General features: G+C 69.7%; 21 protein-coding genes. 15 read left to right on the top strand and 6 right to left on the bottom strand.

Annotated elements, in window-relative coordinates:
• The first annotated feature begins 32 nt into the window (after positions 1 to 32).
• The 7 genes from ALIDE2_RS22605 (at position 33) to ALIDE2_RS22575 (ending at position 8492) form a co-directional block, all read left to right on the top strand.
• A complete protein-coding gene (locus ALIDE2_RS22605; protein WP_013723230.1) occupies positions 33 to 1166 on the top strand; it encodes a putative 2-aminoethylphosphonate ABC transporter ATP-binding protein in 1134 nt (377 codons plus the stop codon).
• Positions 1163 to 2884 carry a putative 2-aminoethylphosphonate ABC transporter permease subunit gene (locus ALIDE2_RS22600; protein WP_013723229.1) on the top strand — a complete coding sequence of 574 codons (1722 nt, stop codon included), beginning with the start codon at positions 1163 to 1165 and terminating at the stop codon, positions 2882 to 2884. Before ALIDE2_RS22605 ends, ALIDE2_RS22600 begins: the two co-directional genes overlap by 4 nt.
• A gap of 34 nt (positions 2885 to 2918) precedes the next feature.
• The gene (locus tag ALIDE2_RS22595; RefSeq protein ID WP_013723228.1) at positions 2919 to 4049 is read left to right on the top strand and encodes a 2-aminoethylphosphonate--pyruvate transaminase; all 1131 of its coding nucleotides are present in this window, start codon (positions 2919 to 2921) and stop codon (positions 4047 to 4049) included.
• 127 nt (positions 4050 to 4176) lie between these two features.
• Positions 4177 to 4851, top strand: coding sequence for a response regulator (locus tag ALIDE2_RS22590; protein WP_013520956.1), 675 nt, complete (start codon positions 4177 to 4179; stop codon positions 4849 to 4851).
• A 65-nt stretch (positions 4852 to 4916) separates the two neighbouring features.
• Entirely contained in the window at positions 4917 to 6362 is a 1446-nt protein-coding gene (locus ALIDE2_RS22585; protein WP_013723227.1) for a sensor histidine kinase, read from the top strand.
• Between the two features lie 67 nt (positions 6363 to 6429).
• Positions 6430 to 7422 (top strand): Bug family tripartite tricarboxylate transporter substrate binding protein, encoded by a 993-nt coding sequence (locus ALIDE2_RS22580; protein WP_238530071.1) that lies wholly within the window; start codon positions 6430 to 6432, stop codon positions 7420 to 7422.
• Positions 7419 to 8492 carry an NAD/NADP octopine/nopaline dehydrogenase family protein gene (locus ALIDE2_RS22575; RefSeq protein ID WP_013723225.1) on the top strand — a complete coding sequence of 358 codons (1074 nt, stop codon included), beginning with the start codon at positions 7419 to 7421 and terminating at the stop codon, positions 8490 to 8492. Before ALIDE2_RS22580 ends, ALIDE2_RS22575 begins: the two co-directional genes overlap by 4 nt.
• Positions 8493 to 8502: 10 nt before the next feature.
• On the opposite strand, the gene ALIDE2_RS22570 is transcribed toward ALIDE2_RS22575, so the two are convergent.
• From ALIDE2_RS22570 to ALIDE2_RS22560, 3 genes are all read right to left on the bottom strand, one after another.
• Entirely contained in the window at positions 8503 to 9201 is a 699-nt protein-coding gene (locus tag ALIDE2_RS22570) for an RES family NAD+ phosphorylase (RefSeq protein ID WP_013520952.1), read from the bottom strand.
• Between the two features lie 267 nt (positions 9202 to 9468).
• Complete coding sequence (locus tag ALIDE2_RS22565) at positions 9469 to 9840, bottom strand: antitoxin Xre/MbcA/ParS toxin-binding domain-containing protein (RefSeq protein WP_013520951.1); 372 nt, start codon at positions 9838 to 9840, stop codon at positions 9469 to 9471.
• Between the two features lie 81 nt (positions 9841 to 9921).
• A complete protein-coding gene (locus tag ALIDE2_RS22560; RefSeq protein ID WP_013520950.1) occupies positions 9922 to 10428 on the bottom strand; it encodes a MarR family winged helix-turn-helix transcriptional regulator in 507 nt (168 codons plus the stop codon).
• A 131-nt stretch (positions 10429 to 10559) separates the two neighbouring features.
• Here ALIDE2_RS22560 and ALIDE2_RS22555 point away from each other — a divergent pair, with 131 nt between their 5' ends.
• From ALIDE2_RS22555 to ALIDE2_RS22535, 5 genes are read left to right on the top strand one after another with little or no spacing between them, the layout of a single operon-like run.
• The gene (locus ALIDE2_RS22555) at positions 10560 to 12542 is read left to right on the top strand and encodes an AMP-binding protein (RefSeq protein WP_013520949.1); all 1983 of its coding nucleotides are present in this window, start codon (positions 10560 to 10562) and stop codon (positions 12540 to 12542) included.
• A gap of 59 nt (positions 12543 to 12601) precedes the next feature.
• On the top strand, positions 12602 to 13798 hold the full coding sequence (locus ALIDE2_RS22550) for an ABC transporter substrate-binding protein (protein ID WP_013520948.1): 1197 nt from the start codon (positions 12602 to 12604) through the stop codon (positions 13796 to 13798).
• A 10-nt stretch (positions 13799 to 13808) separates the two neighbouring features.
• Complete coding sequence (locus ALIDE2_RS22545; RefSeq protein ID WP_013520947.1) at positions 13809 to 14279, top strand: MaoC family dehydratase N-terminal domain-containing protein; 471 nt, start codon at positions 13809 to 13811, stop codon at positions 14277 to 14279.
• Entirely contained in the window at positions 14266 to 14721 is a 456-nt protein-coding gene (locus ALIDE2_RS22540; protein WP_013520946.1) for a MaoC/PaaZ C-terminal domain-containing protein, read from the top strand. Before ALIDE2_RS22545 ends, ALIDE2_RS22540 begins: the two co-directional genes overlap by 14 nt.
• Positions 14718 to 15755, top strand: a complete 1038-nt coding sequence (locus ALIDE2_RS22535; RefSeq protein ID WP_013520945.1) for a zinc-binding dehydrogenase — start codon at positions 14718 to 14720, stop codon at positions 15753 to 15755. The genes ALIDE2_RS22540 and ALIDE2_RS22535 overlap by 4 nt, the downstream gene beginning before the upstream one ends.
• A gap of 7 nt (positions 15756 to 15762) precedes the next feature.
• Here ALIDE2_RS22535 and ALIDE2_RS22530 read toward each other — a convergent pair whose 3' ends face one another.
• The 3 genes from ALIDE2_RS22530 to ALIDE2_RS22520 form a co-directional block, all read right to left on the bottom strand.
• Entirely contained in the window at positions 15763 to 16434 is a 672-nt protein-coding gene (locus tag ALIDE2_RS22530; RefSeq protein ID WP_013520944.1) for an SPOR domain-containing protein, read from the bottom strand.
• 156 nt (positions 16435 to 16590) lie between these two features.
• Complete coding sequence (locus tag ALIDE2_RS22525; RefSeq protein WP_013520943.1) at positions 16591 to 17421, bottom strand: biotin--[acetyl-CoA-carboxylase] ligase; 831 nt, start codon at positions 17419 to 17421, stop codon at positions 16591 to 16593.
• On the bottom strand, positions 17418 to 17969 hold the full coding sequence (locus ALIDE2_RS22520) for an SET domain-containing protein (protein WP_013520942.1): 552 nt from the start codon (positions 17967 to 17969) through the stop codon (positions 17418 to 17420). Before ALIDE2_RS22520 ends, ALIDE2_RS22525 begins: the two co-directional genes overlap by 4 nt.
• Positions 17970 to 18069: 100 nt before the next feature.
• Between ALIDE2_RS22520 and ALIDE2_RS22515 the strand changes: the two genes are divergently transcribed.
• The 3 genes from ALIDE2_RS22515 to ALIDE2_RS22505 are packed head-to-tail and all read left to right on the top strand — an operon-like array spanning position 18070 to position 22226.
• Positions 18070 to 20991 carry a DNA topoisomerase III gene (locus ALIDE2_RS22515; RefSeq protein ID WP_013520941.1) on the top strand — a complete coding sequence of 974 codons (2922 nt, stop codon included), beginning with the start codon at positions 18070 to 18072 and terminating at the stop codon, positions 20989 to 20991.
• Between the two features lie 44 nt (positions 20992 to 21035).
• Positions 21036 to 21437 (top strand): VOC family protein, encoded by a 402-nt coding sequence (locus tag ALIDE2_RS22510; RefSeq protein WP_013520940.1) that lies wholly within the window; start codon positions 21036 to 21038, stop codon positions 21435 to 21437.
• A gap of 27 nt (positions 21438 to 21464) precedes the next feature.
• Complete coding sequence (locus tag ALIDE2_RS22505; protein WP_013520939.1) at positions 21465 to 22226, top strand: 3-oxoacyl-ACP reductase; 762 nt, start codon at positions 21465 to 21467, stop codon at positions 22224 to 22226.
• Positions 22227 to 22228: the final 2 nt, after the last annotated feature.

Genomic DNA, 22228 nt, shown 5'->3' with positions numbered 1-22228 from the left:
GGTTTCTTCACCTCCCCACGATGAGCACCCCCATGGACATGACAATCACCAAGATGCTCGCCGGGGCCCTGGACCAGGCCGCGCCGGCGCTCGAAATCAAGGGCATCCACAAGAATTTCGAGAACTTCAGCGCGCTGCGCGACATCGACCTGACGGTGCGCCAGGGCGAGATGCTGTGCTTCCTCGGCCCCTCGGGCTGCGGCAAGACCACGCTGCTGCGCATCATCGCGGGTCTGGAGACGCAGACCTCGGGCAGCATAGTGCAAAGCGGCCGCGACATCTCCTGGCTGCCCGCGAGCGAGCGCGACTACGGCATCGTGTTCCAGTCCTACGCGCTGTTTCCCAACCTGACCATCGCCGAGAACGTGGCCTATGGCCTGGTCAACGGCAAGATGCGCAAGGCCGAGATCCAGGCGCGCGTGGCCGAGCTGCTGGCCATGGCCGGCCTGCCGACCGCGGGCGGCAAGTACCCCAGCCAGCTCTCGGGCGGCCAGCAGCAGCGCGTGGCGCTGGCGCGCGCGCTGGCCACCAACCCCGGGCTGCTGTTGCTCGACGAGCCGCTGTCCGCGCTGGACGCCACGGTGCGCGTACGCCTGCGCGCCGAGATCCGGCGCCTGCAGAAGCAGGTGGGCATCACCACCATCATGGTCACGCACGACCAGGAGGAGGCGCTGTCCATGTCCGACCGCATCGTGGTCATGAACCACGGCGTGATCGAGCAGGTGGGAACGCCCATGGAGATCTACGAGCGGCCTGCCTCGCCCTTCGTCGCCAATTTCGTCGGCAAGGTCAACGTGCTGCGCGGCCAGGCGCTGGGCGGCAAGCGCTTTCGCGTGGGCAAAATGGAGATCGAGTGCGAGGCCAGCGAGGGGAGCTTCCGGCTCGGCGAGGACGTGTCCCTGTACCTGCGGCCCGAGGACCGCGTGGCAGAGCATCTGGAGGCCGGCACCCCCTACCGCCTGGGCGTGCTGGTGAACAAGGTGGAATTCCTGGGCGGCCTGTGCATCGCCGAGGTGAGCGCCGAGGCCCTGGGCGGCCAGAGCCTGGGCCTGCATTTCTCGCTCAACCAGATGCACGATCTGGGCATCTGCGAGGGCCGGCGCATCGACATCGCGCTGCGCGCCAGCCGCATCCGCGTGTTCTCCACCGGGAGGGATCAGGCATGACGACCGCGACCCTGCCCGCACGGGGCCGTGCCGCCCCCCGCCAGCGCTGGAGCCGCGACGAGTGGATCGCGCGCGCCATGATGCTGGGCGCCATGGCGCTGCTGCTGACCTTCCTGATCGCGCCGCTGTTCTCCATCCTGGTCAACGCCGTGCTGGACAAGGAGGGCAACTTCGCCGGCCTGGCGCATTTCAGCGCCTACTTCGAGACGCCCAGCCTGCTGCGCGCGGCCTTCAACTCGGTCTGGGTGGCGCTGGCCGTGGTGCTGGTCTCGGTGCCCACGGCCTTCGTCTGCGCCTACGCGCTCACGCGCACCAGCCTGCCCGGGCCCTTCAAGGCCACGGTGCGGCTCATCGCGCTGATCCCGCTGCTCGCGCCCTCGCTGCTGTCGGCCATCTCGTTCGTGCAGTGGTTCGGCAACCAGGGCGTGCTGAAGTTCCTGCTCGGCGACTTCTCCATCTACGGCGCGCCCGGCATCATCCTGGCCGAGGTCTACAACACCTTCCCGCACGCGCTGATGATCCTGGTCACGGCCCTGTCGCTGGCCGACGGGCGCCTGTACGAGGCCGCCACCGCGCTGCGCACGCCGCCCTGGCGCCAGTTCCTCACCATCACGCTGCCGTCGTCCAAGTACGGCCTGATCAGCGCCTGCACCGTGGTCTTCACCTACGTGGTCAGCGACTTCGGCGCGCCCAAGGTCATCGGCGGCAATTTCAACGTGCTGTCGGTGGACGTGTACAAGCAGGTCGTGGGGCAGCTCAACTTCTCCATGGGCGCCGTGGTGGGCATGCTGCTGCTCGTGCCCTCCATCGTCTCCTTCGCCATCGACTACACGGTGCGGCGCAAGATCAAGGCGCAGCTCACCGCGCGCTCCGTGCCCTTCACGCCGAAGCCCCGCCGCGTGGCCGACGCGCTGCTGGCGCTGTTCTGCGTGGGCGTGTGCTGCATGCTGCTGGCCACCATCGGCATGGCGCTCTACACCTCGGTGATCAAGCTGTGGCCCTACAACCTCACATTCACGCTGGACCACTACCGCTTCGCGCTGTTCGAGAGCGACATGGCCGACGCCTACACCAACAGCCTGAAGGTGGCTTTTGTCACGGCGGTGCTCGGCTCGGTCATCGTCTTCCTGGGCGCCTACGTGATCGAGAAGACGCGCAACCTGGGCTGGATGCGCAACGTCATGCACCTGATGGCCGTGCTCTCCATGGCCGTGCCGGGGCTGGTGCTGGGCCTGGGCTACGTGATGTTCTTCAACCACCCGGCCAATCCGCTCAATTTCCTCTACAACACCATGGCGATCCTGGTGATCTCCATGGTCATCCACTACTACACGTCCAGCCACCTCACGGCGGTGACGGCGCTGCAGCAGATCGACAACGAGTTCGAGGCCGTGTCCGCCTCGCTTAAGGTGCCGTTTTTCAAGACCTTCCTGCGCGTGACGGTGCCGGTGTGCCTGCCCGCGATCCTGGAGATCGGCCGCTACTTCTTCGTCGTCTCCATGGCCAGCCTGTCGGCGGCGATCTTCCTGTACACGCCCGAGACCATCCTCGCCTCGGTGGCCATCATGCACCTGGACCAGGCCGGCGACGTGGGCCCGGCGGCGGCGCTGGCCAGCCTGATCGTGGTCACGTCCGTGGTCGTGTCCGTCCTGTATTCGCTGGCCACGCGCGTGCTGCTGGCGCGCACCCAGGCCTGGCGCCACCTGCGCCGGGGCTGACCCACCCGCTTTCCCGTCCCCACTGGAGATCTCCATGAGCCAAGCCATCACCCCCATCCTGCTGACCCCCGGGCCACTGACCACCTCCGAGCGCACGCGGCGCGCCATGCTGCGCGACTGGGGTTCGTGGGACGCGGACTTCAACCAGATCACCGGCCGCATCCGCCAGCGCGTGCTCGACATCGTGCACGGCCAGGGCACGCACGAATGCGTTCCCATGCAGGGCAGCGGCACCTTTTCGGTGGAGGCGGCCATAGTCACCCTGGTGCCGCGCACGGGCCACGTGCTGGTGCCCAACAACGGCGCCTACTGCGCGCGCCTGGCGCGCATCTGCAAGGTGCTGGGGCGCAGGCTCACTACCATCGACTACAGCGAGGCGCAGCAGGTCAGCCCCGCCGACGTGGACCGCGCGCTGGCCGCCGACCCCTCCATCACCCACGTGGCCCTGGTGCACTGCGAGACGGGCGCCGGCGTGCTCAACCCGCTGCACGAGGTGGCGCAGGTCGTGGCCCGGCACGGCCGGGGGCTGATCGTGGACGCCATGAGCTCGTTCGGCGCCATCGAGATCGATGCGCGCAAGACGCCGTTCGATGCCGTGATCGCCGCCTCGGGCAAATGCCTCGAAGGCCCCCCGGGCATGGGCTTCGTCATTGCGCGCCGCAGCGTGCTGGAGCAATGTGAGGGCAACGCCCACTCGCTGGCGCTGGACCTGTACGACCAGTGGGTCTACATGCAGAAGACCACGCAGTGGCGCTTCACGCCGCCGACCCACATCGTCGCGGCGCTCGACGAGGCCATGACGCAGTACATCGAGGAAGGGGGCCTGCCCGCGCGCGGCGGGCGCTACGCGCGCAACTGCAAGGCGCTGATCGAGGGCATGCGCGCCCTGGGCTTGCGCAGCTACCTGGATGAAGGGCTGCAGGCGCCCATCATCGTCACCTTCCATGCGCCGGTGGACCCCGCGTACGAGTTCAAGGCCTTCTACCAGGAGGTCAAGAAGCGCGGCTACATCCTCTACCCCGGCAAGCTCACGCAGCTGGAGACCTTCCGCGTGGGCTGCATAGGCCACTTCGGCGAGGCCGGCATCCCCGGCGCCGTGGCCGCAGTGGCCGAAGCGCTCAAGGCCATGGGCGTCAAGCAGGTCAGCGAGCCCGAAATGGCCTGACCGGCCTGCTTCCCGCCCGCCCCCGGGGCGAGCGGGAAGGCGCAGAACTCCTAGAATCCAAGTCAGCGCCCGCGGCCGCATCGCGGGCGCAAGAGCGTGTTCAAAGGACTCCAGGAGACACCCCACCATGCGCATCCTCATCGCCGAAGACGACCAGGTGCTGGCCGACGGCCTGCTGCGCACGCTGCGCGGCTCCGGCGCCGTCGTGGACCATGTGGCCAGCGGCAGCGAGGCCGATGCCGCGCTGCTCACCAACAACGAGTTCGACCTGCTGATCCTGGACCTGGGTCTGCCCCGGCTGCACGGGCTGGAGGTCCTCAAGCGCCTGCGCGGGCGCGGCTCGGCCCTGCCGGTGCTCATCCTCACCGCGGCCGACGGCATCGAGGAGCGCGTCAAGGGCCTGGACCTGGGGGCCGACGACTACATGGCCAAGCCCTTCGCCCTGTCCGAGCTGGAGGCGCGCGTGCGCGCGCTCACGCGCCGCGGCATGGGCGGCACCAGCGCCACCATCAAGCACGGCCCGCTGGTGTACGACCAGGCCGGCCGCGTGGCCACCATAGACGGCAAGATGGTGGAGCTGTCCGCGCGCGAGCTGGGCCTGCTGGAGGTGCTGCTGCAGCGCGCCGGCCGCCTGGTGAGCAAGGAGCAGCTCGTCGAGCGCCTGTGCGAATGGGGCGAGGAGGTGAGCAACAACGCCATCGAGGTCTACATCCACCGCCTGCGCAAGAAGATAGAGCGTGGCCCGATACGCATCGCCACCGTGCGCGGCCTGGGCTACTGCCTCGAAAAGATTCCCGGTTAATGCTTCCATTTTGATAGCTGCAAGCGTTTGCCAGTAGGGCACTTGCGGCCAAAAAGACCGAAACCGTGAAAATCTTCCAGCGCGAGCAGCGCTCCCTCTTCGGCGAAATCCTGGACTGGATGCTCACGCCGCTGCTGCTGCTGTGGCCCGTGAGCCTGGCGCTCACCTGGCTCGTGGCCCAGGGTCTGGCGAACAAGCCGTTCGACCGCGCGCTCGAATACAACGCCCATGCGCTGGCCCAGCTCGTCACCGTGCAGGACGGGCGCGTGCTGTTCAACCTGCCCCAGCCGGCCAGCGAGATCCTGCGCGCCGACGAGTCCGACATCGTCTACTACCAGGTGCTCTCGCCCACGGGGGAATACCTCTCGGGCGAGCGCAGCCTGCCGCTGCCGCCGCCCGAGGAGCGCGTGATCTCCGGCGAGGTGCGGCTGCGCGACGCCGAGATGCGCGGCATCGACATCCGCGTGGCCTACATCTGGGTGCGCGTGCCCCTGCCCGACGCCCCGGCCGCCCTGGTGCAGGTGGCCGAGACGCGCTCCAAGCGCAGCGTGCTGGCCACCGAGATCATCAAGGGCGTGATGCTGCCGCAGTTCGTCATCCTGCCGCTGGCCGTGCTGCTGGTGTGGCTGGCACTGGCGCGCGGCATCAAGCCGCTGCACCAGCTGGAGGAGCGCATCCGCGCGCGCAAGCCCGACGACCTCTCGCCGCTGGACCACAAGGCCGTGCCCATGGAGGTGGCGCCGCTCGTCGATTCGGTCAACGACCTGCTGCGCCGCCTGTCCGAGTCCATGGCCACGCAGAAGCGCTTCCTGGCCGACGCGGCGCACCAGCTCAAGACACCGCTGGCCGGCCTGCGCATGCAGGCCGACCTCGCGCAGCGCGAGGGCACGAGCACCGAGGAGCTCAAACAGTCGCTCAAGCAGATCGGGCGCTCGTCCATCCGCGCCACGCACACCGTCAACCAGTTGCTGGCGCTGGCGCGCGCCGAAGGCGGCAGCGCCGTGGTGCAGCGCCAGCCGGTGGACCTGGCGCGCCTCGTGATCGAGGTGGTGGAGGGCAGCGTGCCGCGCGCCATGGACAAGTGCATTGACCTGGGTTACGACGGCGTCGACCCCGGTGTGCCCGGCGTGTGGATGGACGGCAACCCCACGCTGCTCAAGGAGCTGGTGCGCAACCTGGTGGACAACGCCATCAACTACACGCCCTCCACCAGCGACCATCCCGGCATGGTCACGGCGCGCGTGCTGCCCGACACCTTCGGTCGCGTGGTGCTGCTGCAGGTCGAGGACTCGGGCCCCGGCGTGCCCGAGGCCGAGCGCGAGCTGGTCTTCCAGCCCTTTTACCGCGCGCTGGGCACGGACGCCGACGGCTCGGGCCTGGGCCTGCCCATCGTGCGCGAGATCGCGCGCCAGCACGGCGCCGAGGTGGTGCTGGAGGACGTGCGCCCGGGCAGCAGCATGCCGGGCGCGCGTTTCAGCGTGCGCTTTGCGGCCGGCCGCCCCGGCGCGTGACGCTTGGAGGGAAAAGCAGGGACGGGCCGCCGTGGCGCAGAATGGCGCCCTCGCTTTCCAGACCGTGATGACCATGAGGAAAACCATCGCATCCGTATTCGCCACCCTGTCCGTCATGGCGGCCGGCGCCATTCCGGCGGCGCATGCGCAGGCCCCGGACCTGCCCGCCAAGCCGATCCACATCGTCGTGCCGTTCACGCCGGGCGGCGCGCAGGACATCATCGGCCGCGCCATCGGCACCAAGCTCGCCGAGCGCATCGGCCTGCCTGTCATCGTCGACAACAAGCCGGGCGCGGGCGGCGTGATCGCGGCCGAATCCGTGGCCAAGGCGGCGCCCGACGGAACCACGCTGTTCCTGGCCAGCGGCGGCGCGATCTCCATCGCACCCAGCCTGCTGGGCGGCAAACTGACCTACGACCCGGCCAGGGATTTCGCTCCGATCGCCATGCTGGTGGACACGCCCATGACCGTGGCGGTGCGCATGGACAGCCCGTTCAAGACCCTGGCCGACCTGATCGACGCCGCCAGGAAGAACCAGGGCAAGGTCAGCTTCGCGTCCACGGGCAACGGCACCATCACCCACCTGACGGGCGAATACCTGGCGCAGCGCGCCGGCGTGAAGATGCTGCACGTGCCGTACCGCGGCGCCGGTCCGGCGATCAACGACACCCTGGGCGGGCAGGTGGACTTCATCGTGACCAGCGTGGCGTCGGCCGAGGCCATGGTCACCGGCAGGAAGATGCGCGTGCTGGGCACGTTCACCGGCCGGCGCATCCCCAGCCTGCAGGGCGCCCCCACCGTCACGGAGGCCACGGGCCTGGGCGGCATGGAGGTGCCGGTGTGGGCCGGCCTGCTAGCGCCCGCGAAGACGCCGCCGGCCATGCTCAGGCGGCTGGAGTCCGAGGTGCTCGCCGTCTGCCGCTCGCCCGCGATCCACGAGCAGTTCGAGAAGCTGGGCGCCCTGTCCACCTGCGCCGGCGCGCCCGAGCTCGACCGCATGATCAAGGCGGACACGCAGCGCTGGAGCGAGGTGATCAAGCAGGGAGGGATCCAGGAATGACGCGCCAGGACATCCACGTGGGCGTCGCCGGGGTCGGCGGCATCGGCCTGGCGAACGCGGCCTGGCTGCGGCAGGCGGGGTTCGGGGTCTCGCTGTGGTCGCCGCGCGGCACGGGGCTCGCGGGCCCGGCGCGCTGCGAGCTGCATGCCACGGGCGTGCTCGGCGGCAGCTTCGAGGTGCAGGTCGCGGCATCGGCCGCCGAGCTGTCGCGGCATGCCGACGTGCTGGTGATCGCCGTCCCCGTGAACGGCCACAAGGCGGTCTTCGACGCCCTGGCGCCGCACCTGAGGACTGGCCAGACGGTGGTGGTGAGCTCCATGAGCTCGCTGTCCGCGCTGTACGCATACGAGCTGGCCAGGAGCCGGGGCGTGGACATCACCGTGGTCAGCATGGGCACGACCACGCTGACGGCGCGCCGCGCCGCGTCCAACGAGGTCAAGGTCATGACGCGCCGCACGCGCCTGGGCATCTCCGCGCTGCCGCAGTCGGCCCTGCCGCGGGCCAAGGCGCTGTGCCAGGCGCTGTTCGGCGACGTGTTCGACGAAGACGCGAACGCGCTGGCCAGCGCGCTCACGAACATCAACCCCGTGGCGCATGCGCCGCTGGCCGTGTTCAACTGGACGCGCATCGAGCGCGCGGAGAACTGGCCCCAGTACCACTACATGACGCCGCACGTGGCGTCCGTGATCGTGCGGCTGGATGCCGAGCGCCGCGCGCTGGCGCGTGCCTTCGGCCTGCACGTGCGCTCCATCGAGGAGCATTTCGCCAAGTCCTTCAACACCCGCTCCGAGCAACTGGCCGACATCGCGGCGGAACTGCACGCCAGCCGCGGCGGCCCCCCGGGCCCGACCGACGTGGGCACGCGCTTCCTGGGCGAGGACGTGCCCTATGGCCTGGCGTTCTCCAGCGTGCTCGCGCGCATCGCCGGCATGCCCATGCCGTGCACCGAGACCATGATCGAGGCCTCCAGCCTGATCACCGGCCGCGACCTGCGCGCGGAGAACGACCTGATCGACGCGCTGGGCCTGCGCAGCGAGACGCCCGACGGCCTGCTGGAGCGCCTGCGGTAAGAGGCTTGCCTCAGAAATCCCAGAGGTAGCTTTGCTGCCTGCGCGTGAACATCACGCACTCGCGCGTCGCCTTGCAGAACCAGGTCTGCAGGGTGGCGTCCAGCCCGCCCGGGGGCTCCCGCAGGCTGGCCGGGTCGAACACCACGGCGCAGGCCGCGCCGGGCGCGCGCACCGAGGCATAGCGCAGCCATTGCACGCCCCTGTCCTGGGCCGCCGCCGCGACGGCCTGGGTCTGGCGGTAGTCCGTGCCGCGGGTCCAGTCCGCCTGCGCCTGCGCCCATGGCGGCTGGGTCAGGTCTACGGCCCGCCCCCCGACGGCCGCCTGGAAGAAGCTGTGCTGGGTGAGCAGCGCCTCGTTGCGCAGTCCGGCGCTGTCGCGGATGAACCGGTTGCGCCAGTACGCCACCTCGGCGCATGCGGCATGCACGGTCTCGGCGCCGTACCACTGGCCCTTGGCCCCGGCCGGCCGGAAGCGGCTGGGGTGATGCGGGAAGTACCGGAACGGGGTAGCCAGCAGGTAGTGCGCGCCTCTGGCGCCGGGCGGCAGGCCCGGCTTGCTCGCCTCCAGCAGGTCCTCCAGCAACTCCTGCTCGCGCGGCGTATCGGCAAGCCGCATCGTCGCCACCACATGCTGGGCCTCCACGCCGCGCCAGGCCAGCATGGAGCGATCCGCCACCGAGCCGTCGAACCAGGAAACGGCCCAGGCCATTAGGGTCTGTTCAAAGTCTTTTCATGGAGCCCGTTGTCTCGCTTGGGGCTCGGCTGCAAGGCGCAAACCGCAGCCGGGCTGGTGGCCCGGCGAGGATTTGCAACGCCGCAGACGGGCTTCAAGCGAGGCAACCCTTCGGGCATGGCAGCAAACCGCCACGCTCGTCGTTGCTCCCCTTGCCCAGGCCGCCAGCATGGGCTGCGGCGGGCGCCTGGATCGTGACGGTTTGCTGCCATGCGGGCTCCATGAAAAGACTTTGAACAGGCCCTAGATGGGCGCCCTCATGCCATCGAGGTAGTTCAGGGTCGCCACCAGCCCCTCGGCCTTTTGCACGAGCACGAGCGGCTTGCCGCCCAGCGCATCGTTGTGGCTGTTCATCCACGCCAGGCGCTTGCGGTCGTCGTTGCCCACCAGCGCGTCCAGCGAGCGGAACACGCGCACCAGCAGCAGGGACAGCTCGCCCTCCTTGGAGTCGGGCCGGATCGGCTTGCCACTGTTGACGATGCGCGAGACCGTGGCCTCGCTCAACCCTATGGTGCGGGCCAGCGCCGCGCCCGAGAGGCCGAGCAGGGCCGCGGAGCGCGCCGTGGCCTTGGCCAGCACCTCGGCGCTCTGGGGTTTCAAGGCGCGGTGCTCCATGTGGCTTCTCCGTCAATACTTTCTATAGAAAGATTATGTGCCAAACCCATGAATTTTGGCTGCCCATGCGTCGGTTCAGGGTCACTCCGCCTCGCGGCCGCCTCCCTGGGTCTTGTCTATGCGCTGCATGTTCTCCAGCAGCTTGAGCAGGTAGTGCAGGCTGTGGGCGATGTCGTTCACCGAGAAGCCCTCCAGCGCATCCTCGTAGTAGGCAAGGATCTTGGGCTGCGCGCCCACCAGCCATACGTGCCGGCCCGCCTCGGTCATCGAGGCCAGGCGCGAGCGGCGGTCCCGCGGATCCGCCGCCAGGCTGACATGGCCGTCGCGTTCCATGCGGCTGAGCAGGCCGGAGAGGTTCTGCCGGCTCACCATCAGGTAGCGGGCCAGCTCGCCCACGCTCATGCCTTCGGCCGCCTGGGGGCGGGAGAGCGCCCCGAGCACCGCCCACTGCTGTGTCGTCAGTCCGTCCGATTCGAGGGCCCGCGTTCCTGTTTTATGCAACATATTTGCGCATTGGTAGAGGCGGAAGAAGACCCGGTTGGCCAGATCCATTCGAGAATTGTTCTCTTTTTGCATGGGGAAAACCATGAATTATCCAAAAATCAGCATGAATACTCTTGCTGTGCGAGAGGTTGATATGTAAATATCTTTACTCAATATCTTGCAAAAGCAAAGCAACACCCCCAACGATAGCAACTTGGCACATCGGGACCCAGGCCATGCATGTCGACACCCCCAATCCTTCGCCTGATGCCGTGTGGCGGCCGGACCGCGGCACGGTGGAAAACGCCAACCTCACGCGTTTCATGCGGGCGCTTGGCGTCGATGGTTTCGAGCAGCTCAACGAGCGCGCCGGCGCGGACCCGGGCTGGTTCCACGATGCGCTGATCCGCTTTCTGGACTACCGGTTCGAGCAGCCCTACGAGAAGGTGCTCGACCTGGGCGAGGGGCTGCCCTTCGCGCGCTGGTGCGTGGGCGGGACCACCAACGTGGTGCTCAACTGCATCGACCGGTGGCGCGGCACGGCGCGCTACACGCGGACCGCGCTGGTCTGGGAAGGCGAAGACGGCGCGGTGCAGGCCTGGAGCCTTGCGGACCTTGACCGCGAGGCCTGCCGGCTCGGCTGGGGGCTGCGCCGGCTGGGGTTGGGCCGGGGCGATGTGGTGGGCATGTACCTGCCCAACCTGCCGCAGGCCGCCGTCGCCATGCTGGCCGTCGCCAAGATCGGCGGCATCGTGCTTCCCATGTTCTCGGGGTTCGGCGCCGACGCCATCGCGCAGCGCCTGGGTGACGGGCAGGCCAAGGCGCTGATCACGGTCGATGGCTCCCTGCGGCGCGGCAAGCCGGTCGGCGCCAAGGCGGTGGCCGACGAGGCGCTGCCGCAGTGCCCCGGCGTGCGCCACGTCGTGGTCCTGGATCATCTGGCCACCGGGCATGGCTGGCGCGAGGGGCGCGACCACTGGTGGCACGAACTCGTCGCCGGCGCGCCGGACGACTGCGCGGCCGTGCCCACGGAAGCCATGCCGGCCGACGCACCCTTCCTGCTGATGTTCACGTCGGGGACCACCGGCAAGCCCAAGGGCGTGGTGCACTCGCACTGCGGCTTCCCGGTCAAGACGGCGCTGGATCTTTCCATCTGCATGGACCTCAAGCCCGAGGACCGTTTCCTGTGGATGTCGGACATGGGCTGGCTGGTGGGGCCGATCCTGGTGTTCGGCGGCTTGCTCGTGGGATCGACGGTGGTGCTGGCGGAAGGCGCGCCCAACTATCCGCAGCCGGACCGCCTGTGGCGCCTCATCGAACGCCACCGCGTCAGCTATCTGGGCCTCGCGCCCACGGTGGCGCGTCTTTCGATGTCGATCGCGGACGACGCCCTCGGAGCCCTCGACCTCGCATCTCTGCGCGTCATCGTCTCCACCGGCGAGCCCTGGACGCCCGAGGCCTGGCGCTGGACCTTCGAGCGCGTGGGCCGGTGCCGGGTCCCGCTCCTGAACTATTCCGGCGGCACCGAGGTGGGCGGCATCCTGACGGGCACGGTGATCCACCCGCTCAAGCCCTGCGCGTTCGCCGGCCCCGTGCCGGGGACGGGTGCCGACGTGGTCGATGCCGAAGGGGCCAGCGCCGGGCCGGGCGTGATGGGCGAGCTGGTGATGCGCAGCCCCAGCATCGGGCTCACGCGCGGGCTGTGGCATGACCGGGAGCGCTACCTTCAAAGCTACTGGTCCCGCCTGCCGGGCATGTGGGTGCATGGGGACTTCGCCAGCCGCGACGCCGATGGCATGTGGTACGTGCATGGCCGGTCCGACGACACGCTCAAGATCGCGGGCAAGCGCACCGGCCCCTCCGAGATCGAGGCCCTGCTGATGGACACCGGGCTGCTGCAGGACGCGGCTGCGATCGGCGTGCCCGATCCCGTCAAGGGCACGGCGGTGGTGTGCCTGTGCGTGCCGCGCTCCGGCATCGAGAAGGCCGGCGCGGCCGAGGCCCTGTCCGCCGCGGTCGCCGCGGGGCTGGGCGGGGCGTTCCGCCCCGCCAGGGTCGTCTTCGTCGATGACCTGCCGCGCACGCGCAACATGAAGACGATGCGCCGCGTGATCCGTGCCGCGTGGCTGGGAGACGACCCCGGAGACCTGAGCACGCTGGTCAACCCCGAGTCGGTGCAGGCCATCCGCGCGGCACTCGCGGCGCAGGGGCCAGCGTGACGCACCGGGCCCCTCTACTTCCTCTACTTCCATCACGTCGAACGACCAAGGAGACAACCATGCCACTGCGCACCCGCCACATTGCCCTGCTGCTCGGCCTTGCCGGCCTCGCGAGCTTCGGCGCCCAGGCCCAGGAGAAGATCCGCATCGGCTTCCTGACCGACATGTCCAGCGCCTACGCCGACCTGGACGGCAAGAACGGCGCCATGGCCATCCAGATGGCCATCGACGACTTCGGCGGCAAGGTCAACGGCCTGCCCGTCGAGCTCATCAGCGCCGACCACCAGAACAAGGCCGACATCGCCGCCTCCAAGGCGCGCGAGTGGATGGACACCCAGAACATCAGCATGCTCGTGGGCGGCACCAACTCCGCCGCCGCCCTGGCCATGGCCAAGCTCGCGCAGGAGAAGAAGCGCGTGTTCATCGCCAACGGCCCCGGCACCTCGGCGCTGACCAACGAGCAGTGCTCGCCCTACACCATCCACTACGCCTGGGACACCACGGCCCTGGCCAAGGGCACGGCGGGCGCCCTGCTCAAGCAGGGCTACAAGAACTGGTTCTTCCTCGCGGCCGACTACGCCTTCGGCGAGGCCCTGCAGCGCGACGCGACGAACGTGATCAAGGCCCACGGCGGCCAGGTCATCGGCGGGGTCAAGCACCCGCTGGGCGCGGCGGACTTCTCGTCCTTCCTGCTGCAGGCGCAGAACTCCAAGGCGCAGATCCTGGGCATCGCCAACGGCGGCAGCGACATGATCAACGCGCTCAAGGCCTCGCGCGAATTCGGCATCGGCAAGAACATGAAGGTCGCAAGCCTCATGCTCTTCCTGGTCGACGTGCACAGCATGGGCCTGAAGAACGCCGAGGGCCTGCTGTTCACCACGAGCTGGGACTGGAACCTGAACGACGAGAGCCGCCAGTTCGGTCGCCGCTTCTTCGAGAAGGCCAAGCGCATGCCCACCGACGTGCAGGCCGCGAACTACTCGGCCACCATGCAGTGGCTCAAGGCCGTGCAGGCCCTCAAGACCACGGATGCCGACAAGGTCATGGACTGGTTCAAGAAGACCCCGCTCAAGGACTTCTACGCCCAGGGCCGCGTGCGCCCCGATGGCCGCTACGTGCACGACATGTACCTCATGCAGGTCAAGGCGCCGGCGGAGTCCACCATGCCCTGGGACTACGTGAAGGTGGTCGCCACCATGCCGGGCGAAGAGGTCTTCACGACCAAGGCCGAGAGCCGCTGCGCGCTGTGGAAGTGACGCGCCGGCCATGTGGGACCTCTCCCTCCAGGGCGCCGCGCTGACGCCCTTCAGCGCCGAGGTGGAGCGCGGCCGCCTGCGCGCCTTCGCCCGGGCCACGGGGCAGGAGCATCCGCTGTTCCTGGACGAGTCGGCGGCCCGCGCGGCGGGCCACCCCGCCCTGCTGGTGCCGCCGACCTTCCTCTTCTGCCTGTCCATGGAGGGCCCGAACCCGCAGGAGATCTACGAGCGCCTGGGCGTGAACTATGCGCACGTGCTGCACGGTGAGCAGCATTTCGAGTACCACCGCCCGGCCTTCGCCGGCCAGATGCTGCACTTCGCGCCGCGCATCGGCCGGCTCTATGCGAAGAAAGGCGGCGCGCTGAGCTTCTTCGAGTGGGAGAACCGCGTGACGGACGGCGACGGGCGCGCGGTGGCCGAGCTGCGCAGCGTCATGGTGGAGCGCACGCCGCGGCAGGAGGGCGCGCATGCAGCCGCTTGACTTCGACGCCATCGCGGTGGGCGACGCCCTGCCAGGGATCGTGGAAGGCCCCGTCACCCGGCACGCGCTGGGCCTGTACGCCGGCGCCTCGGGCGACTACAACCCGCTGCACATCGACCAGGACTATGCGCGCCGCGAGGCGGGCATGCCGGACGTGTTCGCGCATGGCATGTTGTCGGCGGCGTACCTTGCGCGCGTGCTCACCCGCTGGGTGGACCCCACGGCCATCCGGCGCCTGAGCGTGCGCTTCGTGGCCATCACGCATGTCGGCGACGAGGTGCATTGCCGGGCCACGGTCGCCGGCAGGTTCCTGGACGGCGGCACGCCCTGCGTGCGCCTGGACCTGCGCGTGCACAACCAGGTGGGCGAGCCCCGGCTCAGGGGCACGGCCGTGGTCGCCGTGCGACGATCCCCTTCATCCATGTACGAGGACAGGACATGAAAGCAGCATTCATCACCGCCCACGGCGGCAACGAAGCGGTGCAGGTGTGCGCGCACAGCCTCCCCGCACGCACACCCGGCGAGGTGCGCGTGCGCGTGCAGGCGGCCACGCTCAACCAGGTGGACCTGTACATGCGCAACAGCGGCGCCGGCATCACGCACCGGCTGCCGCAGATCATGGGGCTGGACGCCGCCGGCACGGTCGAGGACTGCGACGACGCCGACCCGCTGCTGCGCCCGGGCCAGGAGGTGGTCATCCATCCCGGCGTCGCCTGCGGCCGCTGCGAGTTCTGCCAGCGCGGCGACAGCGCCCTGTGCACGCGCATCCAGTTCCTGGGCGAGCACCGCGACGGTACGTTCGCCCAGTGGATCCAGGTGCCGGCCGCGCAGGTCTTCCCCAAGCCCGCGCACCTGGGCTGGGCGGAGGCCGCCGCCCTCGGGGTCAACCACCTCACGGCCTGGCGCATGCTGTTCTCCAAGGCGCGCCTGCAGCCGTGGGAGACGGTGCTCGTCTTCGGCATCGGCGGCGGCGTCTCGCTCGCGGCGCTGCAACTGGCCAAGGCCATCGGCGCGCGCGTGATCGTGACCTCGCGCGACGACGCCAAGCTCGAACGTGCGCGTGCGCTGGGGGCCGACCACGGGATCAACGGCAAGACCCAGGACGTGGCGAAGGAAGTCATGGCCCTCACGGGCGGCCGCGGCGTGGACGTGGTGTTCGAGAACGTGGGCGCGGCCGCGTGGCCGTCGGCCATGAAGTCGCTCGTGCGCGGCGGCCGGCTGGTCACCTGCGGCGCCACCACGGGCGACCAGCCCGGGGCCGACCTGCGCCGCATCTTCGTGCGGCAGCTGCAGATCTTCGGCTCCAGCCTGGGCACGCACGGCGAATTCCATGACCTGCTCGGCTTCGTCGGGCGCACCGGCCTGCGCCCCGTGATCGACAGCGAATTCCCGCTGGACGAGGTGCATGGGGCGCTCGACCGCCTGGAGTCGGGGGCGCAGTTCGGCAAGATCGCGCTGCGCATCGACGGGCACTGAGCCCGGGTCAGCCGCAGGGCCGCAGTGCCTTGCCGGCGAGTGCCGGCTGCAGCGTGGCATCGATGTGCGCACGCTGCGCCCCGCTCACGGCCGGCAGGCGCAGCGTGTAGCCGGGCGTGTCGGAGCGCTCCTGCACCACGCGGGCCTTGCGCACGCCCTGGCCGGCGAGCTGGCCCAGGGCGCGCTGGGCGCCTTCCTCGGTGGAGTAGCGCCCCAGGGACAGGCCGGGCTCCAGCGCGGCGCCGGGGCGGTCGTAGTCCACCTTGAGCGCGCGCAGTTCGGCGCGCTTCCTGGCCACGGCCTCCTCGTCGGGGAAGCGCCCCAGATACACCATCCAGCGGCCCGCGGCCTGGACGGGCTCCAGGCTCCAGCTGCCGGCGGGCAGCTGGGCGGCGGCCTGGCGCAGGGCCTCGGCCTGGCGCGCGTCGAACATGCCGGCCTGCAGGCAGGCCGGGGGCTCGTCTGGCGTGGTGGCGGCTGCGCGGGCCGGCTGCGCGGAGGCAGGGCCCTGGCCCCCGGGGGGCAACAGGCGCAGGTTCTGCGGTTCGATCTGCTGCTCCAGGCGCTGCGGCTCGGACTCGCTGGCGGGGCCCAGCCCCCAGCCCTGCAGCAGGCCTTGCGACCAGGCGTAATAGCCGGCATTGGCCAGCAGCAGGACGATGGCGGCAAGGCGCAGCATGTCAGCTCTCCAGGATGCCGCGCATCGCCCGCAGTCCATGAAGCTGGCGCATCCCATGCGAGGGCCGCCGTGCAAGGGCCGCCCCGCCGCACGGGCGGCGTCCCCCTTCGAAGCGTGAGAGAAGGGGGAAGGCGCAAAGCGCCTCAGGGGGATGTCTCATTGCGGTTTCACGCTGATCTCGGCGCTGGTGATGGCCTGCATGCCGCGCGCGGTGTGCACGAGCAGGGCGCCGTCCTCGGCCACGCCATGGGCCGTGCCCTGGGTTCCGTCGCTCAGGGTCACGCCGCGCCCGGCCAGCAGGTCGCGCTGCGCGAAGCGCGCCTGGAAGGGTGCGAAGCCGTGCTCGGCGAAGCCCAGCAGCGTCTGCACCAGCGGCAGGGCGATGCGCTGCAGCGCGCTCGCTGCCGTGAGGGTGGAGTCCACCTCGCGCAGGCAGGCGGGCGGAGTGGACAGGCCCTGGGTGAGCACGGGCAGCACGTTCAGGCCTATGCCGATGACCACGTAGCGCGGCTCGCTGGGCGCGCCCGCAAGACTGGCCGTCTCCACCAGGATGCCGCCGAGCTTGCGCCCGTCCTGCAGCCACAGGTCGTTGGGCCACTTGAGCAGGATGCGCGGCTGCCCGCCGTCCGCGCCGGGCAGCGCGGGCTGCAGGCTTTCGGCCACGCTCACGCCCACGGCGAGCGACAGGCCCGCCCATTCGCGCGGCGCCAGCGGCAGGCCCAGCGAGAAGGTGAGGGCGGGCACCATGCCCGTGCCCTCGTAGGCGCCGGTGTGCCACTGGCGGCCCAGGCGGCCGCGCCCGGCGGTCTGCTCCTCGGCCACGAGCAAGGTGGGCTCCAGCCGGCCGTTGCGCGCGCGGCGCATGAGCTCGGTGCTGGTGGAGTCGATGCTGGGCAGCACCTCCACGGTGAAGCCGGGCAGCAGGGGCGCGACGGCCTGCCAGATGGCCTCGGCGGGCCAGCGCGCGGGGGTGGGGGCCGGGCTCATCGCTGCGCGCTCCGGCGGGCCTTGGGCGCCTTGGGCTGCTCCGGCGGGCCGGGCGGGGCCCAGCCGCGCTTGGGCGCGAGCAGCGTGCCGCGGCAGTTCCTGCTGCCGCACCAGCAGGGGTATTCGGCCTTGAGCTTCGGGGTGTAGCGCTCGTCGATGATCAGGCCGTAGTCGTAGTTGAGCTCCTCTCCAGCCTCGATGTTGCGCAGCGCGGTGATGAAGATGCGCCCATGGCGCTCGTCGGCGTAGCAGTTGGGGTTGCAGCTATGGTTGATCCAGCGCGCGGAGTTGCCGCCGAACTTTGCGTCGATCACGCGGTCTTCATCCACGTGGAAGTAGAAGGTGTGGTTGGGCTGCGCCGGGTCGTGCGGGTGGCGGCGCAGAGCCTCCTTCCAGCTGATGACCTCGCCCGTGTACTCGATGACGACCTCGCCCGCGGCGATGGGCTGCAGCGCGAACACGCCCTTGCCGTGCACGCCAGAGCGCCGGGTCTGTATGCGCCGCCCCGGGGCTGGCGTGGGGACTGCGGAGGATGTGGTGCCGGGCATGGTGGAAACTCTGTTAACTTGAATAGGTGCACACATGCGTGCGCGTGCGCGCGCAAGCAGCGGATTGTAGAAGCGCCTGTAAGGCGGAATTGACCCACAAATGACCAAGACCCTGGTAATTGCAGAAAAACCCTCGGTGGCGCAGGACATCGTGCGCGCCCTCACCCCCGTGGCCGGCAAGTTCGACAAGCACGAGGACCATTTCGAGAACGATCGCTACGTGGTCACCAGCGCCGTGGGCCACCTGGTGGAGATCCAGGCGCCCGAGGAGTTCGACGTCAAGCGCGGCAAGTGGAGCTTCGCCCACCTGCCGGTGATCCCGCCGTACTTCGACCTGAAGCCCGTGGACAAGACCAAGAGCCGCCTCGCCGCGGTGGTCAGGCAGGCCAAGCGCAAGGACGTGACGGAGCTTGTGAACGCCTGCGACGCGGGCCGCGAGGGCGAGCTGATCTTCCGCCTCATCGAGCAGTACGCCGGCGGCGCCAAGGGGGGCTTGGGCAAACCCGTGAAGCGTCTGTGGCTGCAGAGCATGACGCCGCAGGCCATCCGCGACGGCTTCGAGCACCTGCGTAGCGACGCGCAGATGCAGGGCCTGGCGAGCGCCGCGCGCAGCCGCTCCGAGGCCGACTGGCTCGTGGGCATCAACGGCACGCGCGCCATGACGGCCTTCAACTCGCGCGACGGCGGGTTCTTCCTGACCACCGTGGGCCGCGTGCAGACGCCCACGCTGTCGCTGGTGGTGGAGCGCGAGGAGAAGATCCGCAAGTTCGTGAGCCGCGACTACTGGGAGATCCACGCCGGCTTCCAGGCCGAGGCCGGGCAGTACCTGGGCAAGTGGTTCGACCCGAAGTGGAAGAAGAGCGAAGACCCCGAGGCGCGCGCCGACCGCGTCTGGTCGCTCAAGGAGGCCGAGGCCATCGCCCACGCCGTGCGCGGCAAGGCCGCCACCGTCACCGAGGAGAGCAAGCCCACCACGCAGGCATCGCCCCTGCTGTTCGACCTGACCAGCCTGCAGCGCGAGGCCAACGGCAAGTTCGGCTTCTCGGCCAAGACCACGCTGGCGCTGGCGCAAAGCCTGTACGAACGCCACAAGGCGCTGACCTACCCGCGTACCGACTCGCGCGCGCTGCCCGAGGACTACCTGCCCGTGGCGAAGAACACCTTCGCCATGCTGGCCGGCAGCGGCATGCGCCACCTGGCGCCCTACGCGCAGCAGGCGCTGGACGACGGCTACGTGCGGCCGTCCAGGCGCATCTTCGACAACGCCAAGGTGTCGGACCACTTCGCCATCATCCCCACCACGCAGGCGCCGCACGGCCTGTCGGAGGCCGAGCAGAAGCTCTACGACCTCGTGGTGCGCCGCTTCATGGCCGTGTTCTTCCCGAGCGCCGAATACCTCGTCACCACGCGCATCAGCCAGGTGGTGGGCCACTCGTTCAAGACAGAGGGCAAGGTGCTCGTCAAGCCCGGATGGCTGGCCATCTACGGCAAGGAGGCCGCGAGCGAGGTCGAGGGCGGCAAGGAAGGCGACAAGGGCCAGCCGCTGGTGCCCGTCAAGCCCGGCGAGATGACGCACACCGAGTTCGCCGAGGCCAAGGGCCTCAAGACCAAGCCCCCCGCGCGCTACAGCGAAGCCACGCTGCTGGGCGCCATGGAGAGCGCCGGCAAGCAGATCGACGACGAGGAACTGCGCAGCGCCATGCAGGAAAAGGGCCTGGGCACGCCGGCCACGCGCGCCGCCATCATCGAAGGCCTGCTCACCGAGAAGTACATGCTGCGCGAGGGCCGCGAGCTCATCCCCACGGCCAAGGCCTTCCAGCTCATGACGCTGCTGCGCGGCCTGCAGGTGGAGGAGCTGTGCCGCGCCGAGCTCACGGGCGAGTGGGAATACAAGCTCGCGCAGATGGAAAAGGGGCAGCTCAGCCGCGAGGCCTTCATGCAGCAGATCCAGGCCATGACCGAGAAGCTGGTGCGCAAGGCCAAGGAATACGACCGCGACACCATCCCCGGCGACTACGCCACGCTTGCCACCCCCTGCCCGAACTGCGGCGGCGTGGTCAAGGAAAACTACCGCCGCTACGCCTGCACCGGCGCGGGCGGCAGCGGCGAGGGCTGCGGCTTCTCGTTCGGCAAGTCGCCCGCCGGCCGCACCTTCGAGACGGCCGAGGCCGAGCAGCTCCTGCGCGAGCGCCGCATCGGCCCGCTGGAGGGCTTCCGCTCCAAGGCCGGCTGGCCGTTCACGGCGGAAGTCACCATCGCGCGCGACGAGGAGGCGGGCAACTACAAGCTCGAATTCGACTTCGGCGACGACAAAAACGCCGAGGAATCGGGCGAGATCGTGGACTTCGCGGGCCAGGAGAGCCTGGGACGCTGCCCCGTCTGCGGCGCGCCCGTCTACGAGCACGGCGGCAACTACGTCTGCGCCAAGGCCGTGCCCACCGCGCAGCAGCCGGTGCCGTCGTGCAGCTTCAAGAGCGGCAAGGTGATCCTGCAGCAGCCCGTGGAGCGCGCGCAGATGCACAAGCTGCTGGCCACGGGCAAGACCGACCTGCTCGACAAGTTCGTCAGCATGCGCACGCGTCGCCCCTTCAAGGCCTTCCTGGCTTGGGACGCGGCCGCGGGCAAGGTCAACTTCGAGTTCGAGCAGCGCGAATCCAAATACCCGCCGCGCAAGACCGCTGCTGCTGCGAAAACAGGAGCTGCCAGCGCCCGTGGGACGGGCGCTGCAGGCCCAAAAACCTCCAAGCCCGCCGCGAAGAAAACCGCCGCCGCCAAGACACCCCGCAAGACAGGCGCCGCCGGCAAGACCCCCAGCGCGCAACTCGCGGCGGTGATCGGCGCCGAGCCCGTGGCCCGCCCCGAGGCCGTGAAGAAGATGTGGGACTACATCAAGGCCCACAACCTGCAAGACCCCAAGGACAAGCGCACCATCGTCGCCGACGACAAGCTGCGCGCGGTGTTCGGCAAGGACAGCATCGGCATGTTCGAGCTGGCGGGCGTATTGGGCCGGCACCTGGCCTGACCTTCCAGCGATTCGGATTCATTCACTCAGGAGACCAAGTAACCATGTTCAGCCACGTCATGCTGGGAGCCAGCGACCTCGACAAATCCAAGCAGTTCTACGACGCCTTCCTCGGCGCCCTGGGCTGCAAGCCCGGCTTCACCGACCCGAAGAACCGCACCTTCTGGCGCCACGCGGGCAACACCTTTGCCATCTCCGCGCCCATCAACGGCGAGCCGGCCTGCCATGGCAATGGCAGCACCACGGGCTTCGCGGCCCAGTCGCCCGAGCAGGTGGATGCGGCGCACGCGGCGGGCCTTGCCGCCGGCGGCGTGACGTGCGAGGACCCGCCGGGCTGGCGTGCGGGCGCGTCGGGCGGGCCGCTGTACCTTGCCTACCTGCGCGACCCGGCCGGCAACAAGCTGTGCCTGCTGCACCGCCCGCCCAAGGAAGCCAAGCCGGCCTGACGGCGCAGCGCGCAAGGAGCCACACGCATGCTTCTGTCCGAACAATGGGTGCTGGTCACGGGCGGCGCCCGGGGCCTGGGCCAGGCCATCACGCGCGCCCTGGCGCGCGAGGGCGCCGGCGTCGTCGTCAACTACCACCGCAGCGAGGCGGCCGCGCTGGCGCTGGCCGAGGAGCTGGGCCCGCGCGCCATCGCGCTGCAGGCCGACGTGACCGACGCGGCCGCCGTGCAGAGCCTCTTCGCCGCCGCGCGCGAGCGCACGGGCGCCGGCATCAGCGCGGTGGTGAACAACGCGCTGGCGCAGTTCTCGTTCGACGGCGATGCGCGCCCCAGGCTGGGCGACATCGCCTGGGAGCGCTTCAGCCAGCAGATCGAGGGCGCGGTGAAGGGCGCGCTCAACACCATGCAGGCCGCGCTGCCCGGCATGCGCGCGCAGGGCTTCGGGCGCATCGTGAACGTGGGCACCAACCTGTTCCAGAACCCGGTGGTGCCGTACCACGACTACACGGCGGCCAAGGCGGCGCTGCTGTCGCTCACGCGCACGGCGGCGAACGACCTGGGGCCCGACGGCATCACGGTGAACATGGTCTCGGGCGGGCTGCTGCGCACCACCGACGCGAGCAGCGCTACGCCCGAGGCGGTGTTCGACCTGATCGCCAGCCTGACCCCGCTGCGCCGCGTGACCACGCCGGCCGAGTTCGCCGACGCGGTGCTCTTCTTCCTCTCGCCCTGGGCGCGCGCCGTGACGGGGCAGAACCTGGTGGTCGACAGCGGCCTCGTAAAGGATTGACC

It is taken from the genome of Alicycliphilus denitrificans K601 (genome assembly GCF_000204645.1).
GTDB classification, from domain to species: domain Bacteria; phylum Pseudomonadota; class Gammaproteobacteria; order Burkholderiales; family Burkholderiaceae_C; genus Alicycliphilus; species Alicycliphilus denitrificans.
This window is presented reverse-complemented; position numbering and strand designations above follow the sequence as displayed.